This is a genomic window from Micromonospora sp. NPDC051925, assembly GCF_044548625.1.
Taxonomy (GTDB): domain Bacteria; phylum Actinomycetota; class Actinomycetes; order Mycobacteriales; family Micromonosporaceae; genus Micromonospora.
In genome coordinates this window covers 1-10623 of sequence record NZ_JBIUCH010000048.1, presented here as the reverse complement: position 1 = coordinate 10623, position 10623 = coordinate 1, and the positions used below count along the sequence as shown (strand labels likewise).

The 10623-nt window shown below is 68.8% G+C and carries 13 protein-coding genes; 12 read left to right on the top strand and 1 reads right to left on the bottom strand.

The window, feature by feature from the left end; translation table 11 throughout:
- The first annotated feature begins 151 nt into the window (after positions 1 to 151).
- From ACIG87_RS32170 to ACIG87_RS32115, 12 genes are all read left to right on the top strand, one after another.
- Positions 152 to 586 carry an NUDIX domain-containing protein gene (locus tag ACIG87_RS32170; RefSeq protein ID WP_396855388.1) on the top strand — a complete coding sequence of 145 codons (435 nt, stop codon included), beginning with the start codon at positions 152 to 154 and terminating at the stop codon, positions 584 to 586.
- A 38-nt stretch (positions 587 to 624) separates the two neighbouring features.
- Complete coding sequence (locus ACIG87_RS32165; RefSeq protein WP_396855387.1) at positions 625 to 2529, top strand: radical SAM protein; 1905 nt, start codon at positions 625 to 627, stop codon at positions 2527 to 2529.
- Positions 2505 to 3128 (top strand): hypothetical protein, encoded by a 624-nt coding sequence (locus tag ACIG87_RS32160; RefSeq protein ID WP_396855386.1) that lies wholly within the window; start codon positions 2505 to 2507, stop codon positions 3126 to 3128. Before ACIG87_RS32165 ends, ACIG87_RS32160 begins: the two co-directional genes overlap by 25 nt.
- Entirely contained in the window at positions 3125 to 3853 is a 729-nt protein-coding gene (locus tag ACIG87_RS32155; protein ID WP_396855385.1) for a hypothetical protein, read from the top strand. The genes ACIG87_RS32160 and ACIG87_RS32155 overlap by 4 nt, the downstream gene beginning before the upstream one ends.
- A 9-nt stretch (positions 3854 to 3862) precedes the next feature.
- Positions 3863 to 4498: a hypothetical protein gene (locus ACIG87_RS32150; protein WP_396855384.1), complete on the top strand. Its 636-nt coding sequence runs from the start codon at positions 3863 to 3865 to the stop codon at positions 4496 to 4498.
- An 11-nt stretch (positions 4499 to 4509) separates the two neighbouring features.
- Complete coding sequence (locus ACIG87_RS32145; RefSeq protein ID WP_396855383.1) at positions 4510 to 5400, top strand: protein kinase; 891 nt, start codon at positions 4510 to 4512, stop codon at positions 5398 to 5400.
- 110 nt (positions 5401 to 5510) lie between these two features.
- The gene (locus tag ACIG87_RS32140) at positions 5511 to 5675 is read left to right on the top strand and encodes a hypothetical protein (protein ID WP_167493917.1); all 165 of its coding nucleotides are present in this window, start codon (positions 5511 to 5513) and stop codon (positions 5673 to 5675) included.
- A 99-nt stretch (positions 5676 to 5774) separates the two neighbouring features.
- Positions 5775 to 6695, top strand: coding sequence for an aKG-HExxH-type peptide beta-hydroxylase (locus tag ACIG87_RS32135; protein ID WP_396855382.1), 921 nt, complete (start codon positions 5775 to 5777; stop codon positions 6693 to 6695).
- Positions 6692 to 8044: a serine hydrolase domain-containing protein gene (locus ACIG87_RS32130; RefSeq protein WP_396855381.1), complete on the top strand. Its 1353-nt coding sequence runs from the start codon at positions 6692 to 6694 to the stop codon at positions 8042 to 8044. Before ACIG87_RS32135 ends, ACIG87_RS32130 begins: the two co-directional genes overlap by 4 nt.
- A 153-nt stretch (positions 8045 to 8197) precedes the next feature.
- Positions 8198 to 8725 carry a DUF6244 family protein gene (locus ACIG87_RS32125; protein WP_396855380.1) on the top strand — a complete coding sequence of 176 codons (528 nt, stop codon included), beginning with the start codon at positions 8198 to 8200 and terminating at the stop codon, positions 8723 to 8725.
- A 173-nt stretch (positions 8726 to 8898) separates the two neighbouring features.
- Entirely contained in the window at positions 8899 to 9321 is a 423-nt protein-coding gene (locus ACIG87_RS32120; RefSeq protein ID WP_396855389.1) for a hypothetical protein, read from the top strand.
- Between the two features lie 13 nt (positions 9322 to 9334).
- A complete protein-coding gene (locus tag ACIG87_RS32115) occupies positions 9335 to 9784 on the top strand; it encodes a SitI3 family protein (RefSeq protein WP_396855379.1) in 450 nt (149 codons plus the stop codon).
- Between the two features lie 455 nt (positions 9785 to 10239).
- On the opposite strand, the gene ACIG87_RS32110 is transcribed toward ACIG87_RS32115, so the two are convergent.
- Positions 10240 to 10503 carry a hypothetical protein gene (locus tag ACIG87_RS32110; RefSeq protein WP_396855378.1) on the bottom strand — a complete coding sequence of 88 codons (264 nt, stop codon included), beginning with the start codon at positions 10501 to 10503 and terminating at the stop codon, positions 10240 to 10242.
- Between the last annotated feature and the right edge of the window lie 120 nt (positions 10504 to 10623).

Genomic DNA, 10623 nt, shown 5'->3' with positions numbered 1-10623 from the left:
GCACCCGTGTGAGTCCTCGCTCGTCCACCAGGGCAGCCAAACACAACCCAAAAAGCCCTACAAGCGACACACCGGAACAACCTAACAAAGCACTATTAGTACCTGTGGGCCTACGAGCTTCTGAAGTCAACGAATGAGGAGGGGTTCTCCCATGCCGGAGCGGGTCACCAAGGAAAAGGTCCTCTGCTACGTCGTACGGGACGGCAAGCTGCTGGTCTTCCGGCACACCGATTACAGCTACGAGGAAGTCGGTATCCAGGTTCCGGCCGGCAGCGTCCGCGCCGGCGAGACGCCGGAGGCGGCGGCGCTGCGCGAGGCCCATGAGGAGACCGGCCTGAAGGACTTCAAGGTTGTGCGGAAGCTCGGCGAGACCGAGTACGACATCAGCCCGTACCGGTTCGAGCTCCAGCGCCGCCACGTCTTCCACCTGGAACTGACCGAGCCGACATCGGAACGGTGGATGAGCCAGGAAGACCACGACGGGGAGCAGGAGCCGACGCACTTCGAATGCTTCTGGATTCCGCTGGAGGCCGCCCACATCCTCCAGTCCGGCCAGGGCGCCCTGCTGGGACGCCTCTACGACTGATCCCCGTCCGGTCCGGCCCCACGCCTGGGAGGCAGCCGATGCACGGCACCACCGATCAGCACGACCCGATGGCCCACCTGTACCGCGGCCTCGACGTCGGAGACGCCGACAGTGCCGTTTCGGTGATCCTCAAGCTACGGGGTGAGACCTGCGACATCGACTGCCTGTACTGCTACGAGAAGCGCAAGGAGGTCCCGGGGGGAGCCCGGATCGACGCCGGCCAAGTGCGTCGGCTCACCGAACTCTTCCTGGGGCGCCCGATCGCCGTCGAACTACATGGTGGCGAGCCGTTGACCGCCGGACGCGACCACGTCGCCGAGGTACTGCGTGAACTCGCGTCCCAGCCCAGCGTGGTGCGGGTGTCGATGCAAACCAACGGCGTGTTGCTCGATGAGCAGTGGCTGGACTTGATTGACGCCCTGTATCCACGTCTCCAGATCGGCATCTCCCTCGACGGAGACGAGGCGGGCAACGCCTGGCGGGTCGGGTACGACGGGCGGCGGGTCTACCCGCGCGTAGCCAGCGCGCTGCGGCTGCTGGCCGAGCGTGGCCGAAGGGTGGGCGTGATCGCCGCGGTCACTCCGACAGTGCTCGGCCGCGCCTGGGCCGTCTTGGACCACCTTGCCGGCTTCGAGGCGGTCAACGCCGTCAGCTTCGTGCCCTGCTTCGATGCACCCGTCCAGAACCCCACCGCTTCTCAAGGGCAACGCCTCCCTGCGAGCCGACTCCTCCAGCGCGCGGCCCTGCGCGGGCCACAAGGGCCCGGCTGGGCGACCACCCCGGGCCAGTACGCCGAATTCGTGCTCGCCGCCACCGTCCGCTGGATCGGCGCTGGGCACTTCACCCGGCTGAAACTCGAACCGGCCGTCTCCACCATCCGACGACTGCGCGGACTGGATACCGGCTTCTGCCACTTCTCGAACCTGAAGTGCGACCACGTCTTCACGCTCTATCCGGACGGACGGCTCGGCAGTTGTGACGAGCTGCCCTGGCCGCAGGCCCAACTCGCCCTTCTGGACCAGACTCTCAGGCAAAGCGCGGTCGTCGCGGCTCAGCGGCGGCTGCCCCTGCTCAACCAGGGCAAGGCGCTCATGGGGCGGTGCACCACCTGCGCGTACCGGTCCACCTGCGGCGGCGGCTGCGTGGCCACCCGCTGGCGTCAGGACCAGACTGGCGACCAGGACGCCTACTGCGACTACCGGATGCGGATGATCGACGGCATCGCCGCACTCCTCGCCCAACCCGCACACCCGGAAGGCGCCTGGTGCCGCACGGTGCGCCTGCGCCCCCGTACGCCGAACAGCATGCGTGACGTCGCCTCCTTCCTCGCCCGCTGGGACCACGCCGAGGCGAACCGTCCGCCTGTGCGGCTGCGCACCAGCTCGCACGGCAACATCAACACCGTCGGCCTGCCCGGCGTTCACGAGGCCGACGACCTCGACCCGGCCCACCCGCAGTGGCGAGAAGCGATCGAGCCCGGCGTCCGCCCTCTCGTCGACACTGTCACCCAGGACTGGCGCCTGATCACGTACGACAGCTGCCAGGGACATCCCTCTCCCGGCCTTGACCTGCCGCCCGCCGAGCGCCGGGTCGGCATCCTTCCACGCGACCGAACCGAGTACGCGCGAGCCGCTGCCGCCCTGTGCCGCGCCGTCGCCGCTGTGACCACCGACCTACCCGCCGCGGTGCAGGTGGCCATCGGAAGGGCGGAGCTGACGTGCGAAACCACCGGACGGACGAGCCCCGTACTCGACCTGGCGCTGCTCCCGCGTCCCGGACACGACTGGCCGGCGTACTTCGACGCCGTTGACGCCGCCACCCGTGCCGTCGCCGACGCGCTGCGCGGCGAGCGACCAACCGAGGACGGCTGCCGCTGCCCAGCGCCTCAGAGCACTACTCCGACCGATGAGGAGGCGCCATGGGTAGCGTCGCAGCCTCGCTGACGATCCATCAGTTGCTGGGCCGGATCGTGTACTTCCACGCCCTGTTCATCGAGCCCTCGCTCCTTCCCAGCGCCCCGCGCCGGCCTGGTCCGGCGTGCTGCAACCATGGGCCGGACCCAGAGCGCAGCACCGTCGGTGAGTTGTTGACGGACTCCGCCTGGGCGGCTCTCGTCGAGGTCGCCACCACCCTCCCCGCCCACGATCACCCGTGCCCGAAGGCCAAGGACGCGTGCTGTGCCACCTGCCGCGTTGTGGCCGCCGCCGCAGCGGTCGGGGCTGGATGGGCACTTACCGAGCACCGCAGCTATCAGCGGGCTGAGCCTGCCGAAACGCTCCTGCGGTCCTGCGAACTGGCAACGGCGGCACGGCTGGGGCAGGCCTTCGCCACACAGCACGCGGCCCGGTGCCCGGCACTGGATCGGCTGACCGAATCAGAGGCGCTGCCTGGCGCGGAGGAACTGCCGCTGACGGGAGAACTGCTGGCTCTATGGGCCAGCCCGATCACTGACGGCCACCGCCCTGTGGCCAATTGGCTCAATCACTGCACCGGCCTGGACGACGTCCGCCGAGTGCTCGAGACAAGGAGGACCGACTCGTGATCCACATCGCCGAGACCGTCGCGGTCGGCAGCGTCGAGGAGTTCGTCGACGCCGAGGAGCGGGACCGGCTCGCCGCCATGATGAACGACTTCCTCACCGACGAGGCCCGGCTCCGCTTCGGCGCGAAGCGGGCCACCTCCATCCACGAGATCCCCGGACACTCCAACGAGCAAGCCATGGCCGTCTACGAGCCGGCCGGACGGATCGAGGTCCCGATCATCCCGGACAGAGCGGAGGCCCTACTTCAGCGCGCCTTCGACCGCGCCCGCCCCGCCCTGTCCCGCGTCATGCCATCGATCACCGCCTGCCGGCCGTGGACCTACGTCGAGTACGGCCCCGGCCAGCACATCACCGGCCACCTTGACGGCATCGCCCCCGACCCACTCGCTTGGCCGCGACAGATCGCCGGCATCAGCGTCGTGATCCACGAGGCGGAGACCGGCGGTGCGTTCTACGTCGAAAGCACGTCCAGCGACCGCCTGTGGAACACCCGCCTGGACCACGACGCCCAGGGACACGGCTTCACGGACGGTATGTGGCTGGCCCACGACGGTGCCGACCACTCTGCGGACTGGTATACGGCCATGCCCCGAACCCGCTGGAGCGTGAGCCCGGCCCCGGGCACCGCCCTGCTCTACGGCTCCCAGCTCACCCACGGCACCGAACCGGTCACCCTCGGCCGCGTCGCGAAACTTATCAGCTGGCTGATTGCCGAGAAGGACTAGGAGCGAGGCATGCTGCTGGCCTTGGAGGGGATCGCCGGAGCCGGGAAGAGCACGCTACGCGACCGGATCCTGGCCAGCGCCGCCCGCGAGGACATCCGCCTCGGGCACGTCGGCCAGTTCTCCTGGCTGTCGCTGGAGGCAACCCGTCCCATCATCGGCCTGCGGGCCGGCCGTCCGGCCGCAGACGGCGTGCGGGCGATGGCCGCTGTCCGCCGCGATTTAGAACTCCATGCTCGCCACAACCTCGCCCCCGCCCTGTCCCTAGGTCCGGTCATCGCCGACCGGCTCACCTTGTCGACCGCCTGCCTGCTCGCACTGCTGCACGACCGTCCTGTCGCCCACTACGTTCAGCAGCTCGCCGAGGTCACGACCTCGCAGGCGGACCTGATCGTCCTGCTCACCACCGAGCCCGGGCTGTGCCATGCCCGGCTGTCCAAGCGGCCCACCACGCGTCGCTTCGGGGAGGACCACTCGACCGCTGCTCGGTATGCCGACCTGTACGGGCAGGCCGCCGACGCGTGGACCGAGGCAACCGGCCTGCCCGTGCTGCGCCACCCGTGCGCCACCGAACCTGATCTCGGCCGGCTGGCCGCCGCCTGCCTGGACCGGCTCCGCCAACCCCCACCCGACGCGTCGCGATCATGAGGAGGCAGCCCATGCACCTGCACCCGATGCACCCCGCCGCCTGGGTCCTTGACCTGCTTCGTGACGCCGGTTGGCACGTCCACGATCTCCTCTGCTTTACCCGCGCCAGCACTCTGGTGCTCGCCAGCCGCAACGCCGCACCTCCGGTGGTCCTCAAGGCCGGCTTCGGCAGCAACCACGTCGTCGCCGAGCTCGACGAGGCCGCCCGAAAGGCCGCCTACGGCTTCTACTGGTATGCGGAGATGACCGAGGCCGAAAGGGCCTTGACACGTGAAGACTTTCGCCACGAGATCGCCGTCACCCGCGCCGCCCGAGGCGCCGCACACGTCGTGCCGCTACTGGAGCAGGGCAGCACCGATCGGTTCGACTGGTACACCATGCCCCACTGCCGCGGAGGCAACTTCCGGGCACACCTCGCCACCACTCTCAACCGAGACGACGTGACGGCCGGGCTGCGCATTCTGGCCGACGTCACCGAGGGCCTGGGGAACCTGCACGAGCGCGGGATCGTGCACCGCGACGTCTACCAGGAGAACATTCTCATTCACGACGGCCAGGGACTGATCACCGACCTCGGTGCCGCGCGACGCGCCGACACCCCGCGCGGCCCCGCCAGTCGAGGCCCGGAGGTGCATTGGCCCCCGGAGTACGCCACCTCCTACGACCGCGCCGCCCCAGCGGCTGACGTGTTCAGCCTCGCGGTCCTGACCTACCGCTACCTGTGCGCCGACATCCCCCGCCACGGCCCCTCCGGGCTGCACACCGTGCCCGCCGGATTCCGTCCGATCATCACCGCGGCGCTCGCCCCGGCACCCGAGGACCGGCCCGCCATGAGAGAGCTGCGCGATGCCCTGCGCCAAGCGGCCACCCCCGTCGCCACGCCAGCCCAGCGCAGCAGCTGACCCACCATCAACCGGAAGGAGACGTGGTGCCCACCGCCCGCTCACCGCCTCAGGAACCGGCTCCAGAAGGTGCACGGCCCACACCCCGTTCGGAAAGGACGAGCCCACTCATGGACAACGACCGGATCAGCGACTTCCTCGCCGCCGTCGACGACCTGCGCGGCGACGACGAGACCGTCCGCAGCACCCGCCACACCTCCAGCGTCTCGGCCGAGGGCTGGCCGACCGCCGAGGCCCCGGCGAGCACCGCGGCAGCCGAGGGCGCCGACGCCTGAACGCCCACACCCACCGGCGGCACGCCGCCGGTGAGTACCTCCTGGGGCCGGACCCTCTCGGGGCCGGCCCCAGGCCCAGCCCGCCGGAAGGACCAACCCGTGGACGCGCCCGCCATGTTCTCGTACGCCCCCATTCAGGCTCACCACCGCGACCGCACCAGCCGGATCCGCAGCGTCCTCAAGCCCACCGCCCAACGGACGGCCAGCATCCCCGACTCGCCGGAAACGACCGCCGCCGACTACTGCCTCGCCCACCACGTGCTCGAAGGCGCTGAGGCTGCCGCTCGCCGGCGCGATACCGCCACCTTCAACTGGTACGGCGCCCATCCCGACGCGAACGCCTCGGCGGTGTCGATATCCACTGCCGTCGGTCCGCGCATCGTCCTTACCCCCGACGTGGACCGTCTGCCCCGCTCAGCGATCTCCGAGACCCCCTACTACGTACTGGGCCCGGACACCACCGCTGCCCCGCCGGGCCTGCGGGACCTGGCCGCCACCGCATACGCCACCGGCGCAACGAGCGGTTTCGCCGACCTTCTCGCCGGCCACGCAATCGTCGTCTGCTTGCTGCGCCACAAGCAACTCGGCGACATCCTCGATAGCTGGACCATCACCCGGCTACCCGGCACCATCTACTGCGACCACGTCAACGAGCCCCTCGTCCTGGCTCGCGACCTGATCCACGAGGCGGGCCACAACTGGCTCAACGACGCCCTTAACGCCACCGCCTGCGAGATCAGCGACGAAGTCAGGTTCTACTCACCCTGGAAGAAGACGAACAGGCCCGCCTTCGGCTTCCTGCACGCCTGCTTCGCCTTCCCCCTCACCATGCTCTACACCGCTCGCGTCCTGCCCGAAACAAGCGGCGACCTGTACCGCTTCCTGACCGCATACCTGGAGCAGCAGCGCAGCCTGCTTGCCACCACCGCCACCGACCACGACCGAGCACTCGCCCTGATCACCGACCCCACATTGCGGGAACGCCTGCGCTCCGTCCACCGCGAAGCCCTCAGCCTGTGAACTCCACCGACACCTCGGCCCCCGCTACCGAGACCACCCTCGCGGACCGGCTGGGCGAGCCCGGCGTCATCCTGCGGGTCGGCCAAGCCGGCCGTCCGACGGCGCAGGCGCACACCGGAATGGCCAGTCTCGAACTCGCCGTGCCCATCGGGAAAAACACCGCCTTCAACATCGGCTCCGTCGCCAAACAGATCACCGCGTACCTGTGCATCCGCGCCGCCCGCGACCGCCTCCTCACCTTGGACCGGCCCGCCGGCCACATCCTGCCCCGCTTCCGCATCCCCGACATCACCATCGGCGACCTCATTCAGCACCAGGGCGGCGTACGGGACGCCGAGTCCCTCCTGTCCCTGGCCGGCTTCCGCGAACTCGACCACTACACCGCCGACGACCTGCTTGAACTCGCCTACCGCCAGCGGCACCGAGCCGTCGAGCCGGGCCGCTTCCTGTACAGCAACACCGGTTACCTCCTCCTCGCTGAAGTCCTCACGCACGCGTACGGCGCGGGACTCCACGAGATCGCCGACCGGCACGTCTTCACCCCGCTCCGCATGACCTCGGCCCGCTTCAAGACCGATCCACGCGAGGTGATCCCAGGTGCCGCCGCCAGCTACCAGGCCGTCGCCAGCGGATGGCAGCACCAGCAGCGCCCGGTCACCCTGCCCGGCCCCGGCTCCCTGTGGTGCACCGCCGCAGACCTGGACCGCTGGCTCGCCCACCTCTGGCACGAATGGCACCCCCCGGTCGACGACGCGCTCCCGTTCGACCAGCACCTTGGCTACCAACCCAGCGACCACGCGCCGTTCACGTACGGCGCCGGGCTGTATGCCGATCCGCGCCCCGGCCGCACCGCCGTATTCCACTACGGCCACGAACAGGGATTTTCTGCCGCCGTCTACCTCACCGGCTCAGGGCTACGCGTCACTTGCCTGTCCAATCACACCGATGTCGCCGCCGACCACGTGGCCGTCGCCGCCCTTGCTGACCTAACCCACAACTCCAATGTCGATCCGGGTCAGACCCTGTCTCGTGCGCTGCACAGCCCCTCGGCTCCCAAGGTCACTACCCCGGGCGGCGTCGACCCCCAAGCGCCCCACACCACGCTCGGTACCTACACCTGCGCCGAGGTGCCCGGCTCGGTACGTCTGACCCGCAGTGCCGGCTCACTGTTCTTGTGGCGTCGGGGAACCCCCGACCGCCTTACCTGCAACGGGTCCACGTACGTTGCGGACGGCTACACGCTGACACTCAATACCTCTTCGGCGGATGAGGATGTGCCAGGGCCCAGTGGATTTGTTCTCGATCTCGATCGCGCACCAGGGCTGCGCTATCGGCGACGGACCGACTGACCGACTGCCACCATTGAAACATCGGTGATTCTCGAATCCAGCGCGTCTGTCTGTGGTGCCGACCGCCTCGCCGGTGTCTGGTGGCCTCGCGAGTAGCCCGATAGGTTCAGCTGTCGATCACTTCCATGCTCATCGATTGGGGATGCCGGCCACGTGTCGCAAATCGAGAAGATCACCGGTGAACTCCGTGTGTTGATGACCGGGGTTGAACGTGCCCAGGGGTTGGCAGCCGCCGCCAACAATCAGGCGCAGGAGGTGGCGTTGCGGGCCGCGGGCGCGGGCTTCGTTGCCGTGGCGGCGGGCATGGCCCGGGTACGTAGCGCGATCACGGGCATCCAGGGCGGCCTGGGAAGTCTGGCCGGGTTGATCGGTGAGGCGACGAAGGTCACTGCGGCGGTCCCGAACGAGGCCACCCCACAGGAGACGATCGCCGGACTGGGGCCGGTGCAGAGCGCCGTGGATGCCGCGCGCGATGCGGCAGCCGGTGCCATCACCGGAGTCAGTGAGGCGCAGCAACTCGTCGCCGTGATTCTGCAGGGTGGGCAACCCGGGCCGCTCTTGCAGGCCCTGGACGGGATCAAGCAGGTCTTGGTGCTGGTCGTTGCGCGCACCGGCGGGGCCCGGCAGGCCGTCGAAGCGGCGATCGCGCAGGCCCGGCAGTTGGGGTCATCGGGAAACTGACAGGGGCTGGCGGTCATCCACCGGCCAGCCCCGCCCCCGCTACCACTGGCAGCCCATCCCCGACGACCCCCACCCTGGACGGAACTGTCTCCACGGACACTGACGCGTCAATCCCGTGGACCAGGCGTCCCACCGGCTTCGCCGGCGGGACGCCTACCGGACGACGAACCCGGATCTCCGCAAACGAGAAGCCACGGGAGCGGCGTGCCCTGGAGTTGGAGAACGAGTGCGCCGACAGGGTGGCCGGCAAGGGGTACCGGGTTCACCAGAACCCCACGAGGCAGGAGGTCGCGGACGCGCGACGCGAGACCGGGGATTCTGGGAGGCCGGAAAAGGCACCCGACTTCCTCATCGAGGGGCATGTCTTCGACTGCTACGCGCCCACTCCTCCCATTCCGTCCCGCGCCGTCTGGAGCGCCGTGTCCAGGAAGGTTGACACGGAGCAGACCCAACGCGTGATGTTGAACCTCCACGACTGGCGAGGAGACCTCGCCGGCCTGCACAAGCAGTTCCACGACTGGCCCATCACAGGGCTGAAGGAACTGGCGGCGGTGACGCGCGACGGTGCGATCATGCAGATCATCCGGCGAGACTGATGAAGGGGTGCAAATGGCTGTCGAGTACCGGCTGACACTGGCGGGCGACATCCCACTGGAGCAGGTGGCGGAGCTGGCTGCTCCCGAAGCGGTCGAGACATCCACGGCGTCCGGCGGCAGGATGCTCAGCGCTGACCTGAACGACGAGCGCGGGTACGTCGTGGACATCACCGGCGGCCGGCACGGCTACTACTGCGCCGAGGATGACGGGGGTTCCCTGTGGCAGTGGGAGCCGGAAACCTACGTCGACGTCAGCTTCTCAATGCGCAAGGACACCCTGACCGACAAGGGCAAACCCCACATGCTGGCGATCGTGGCCAGGATCCTCGCCGGCAGGGCCGAGGACGCGGCCCTGACCCTCAACGGCGACGTGCTGATGCTGACGCGCGTCGCGGGCACCATCCAGAAGCACAACACCGACGGGTGGTACGACGAAGACTACGACGGGATTCTTCACCTCTGAGGGGCGTATTTCCTCGACTGGACCCTCCACAGCCACCTGCCCCCGACCAAGCCGAAGTGCCTCCGGTGTTTCGTTCAACGTATCGGCGCCGCCCGGCAGTTCATCGAGGCGGGTGGTCCGCCAAAGCACGACGAGCTGAGTCAGCGGGAAACTGACGAGGGCTGGCGGTACCTTCCCGGCCAGCCCTTCCCCCGACGCCACCGGCGGCCCGACCGCAACAGCGCCCGCCCGGGATGACCCCGACCTCACCAGGTCGGGCCCCACCCTGTGGAGCAAGACCGCCCGTCGGCGTTTCCGGCGGCTTGCCAACCGAATCACGGACCAGGATCCCACCACGCGAATCAGGCGGTCGGCCCTGATCACAAGGGCTCCGCGCCCCGAGCATGGCCTCAGATGCTGGCACGATCGGTGCTGCGCCGGGAGGCGTAGTTATGACCGGCGCGTGCGGCTTCTCGTCACGGCCGGGCCATATTCAGCGTGACATCGAGCGCGGGGTCGGTGCGGTCAAGGTCGATACGGATCACCTCAGGGGCCTCCGAACGGGCGTGCTTGAGCACATTGCCGTGCGGGCCGATCACCGCCGCCGGCCCGGCCGGAGCGCACTGGGCGGGTACCGCGATGCTGACCCAGAAACCGTTCACGGCTGCGTGTGTACGGGCGATGACCTCGAAGATCGGATCTTGCGCGATAGCAATCCGGATCCTTCCCGCTGCATTCACCACAGCACGATGCCGGAGGGTTGCTTAACCTCGGTCTTTCACTTGAGCATGGATCAATAGCCGCTGCTCGATGAGTGCAGTTTGCGTGTTTGCTGATGTTCTGTTGGCATGCCAAGGTCC

What these genes read in the sequence shown, in the direction of transcription:
- ACIG87_RS32140 (WP_167493917.1), top strand. Translation starts at nt 5,511, where the DNA reads ATGGACAACGACCGGATCAGCGACTTCCTCGCCGCCGTCGACGACCTG.
- ACIG87_RS32160 (WP_396855386.1), top strand. Translation starts at nt 2,505, where the DNA reads ATGGGTAGCGTCGCAGCCTCGCTGACGATCCATCAGTTGCTGGGCCGG.
- ACIG87_RS32165 (WP_396855387.1), top strand. Translation starts at nt 625, where the DNA reads ATGCACGGCACCACCGATCAGCACGACCCGATGGCCCACCTGTACCGC.
- ACIG87_RS32150 (WP_396855384.1), top strand. Translation starts at nt 3,863, where the DNA reads ATGCTGCTGGCCTTGGAGGGGATCGCCGGAGCCGGGAAGAGCACGCTA.
- ACIG87_RS32115 (WP_396855379.1), top strand. Translation starts at nt 9,335, where the DNA reads ATGGCTGTCGAGTACCGGCTGACACTGGCGGGCGACATCCCACTGGAG.
- ACIG87_RS32170 (WP_396855388.1), top strand. Translation starts at nt 152, where the DNA reads ATGCCGGAGCGGGTCACCAAGGAAAAGGTCCTCTGCTACGTCGTACGG.
- ACIG87_RS32145 (WP_396855383.1), top strand. Translation starts at nt 4,510, where the DNA reads ATGCACCTGCACCCGATGCACCCCGCCGCCTGGGTCCTTGACCTGCTT.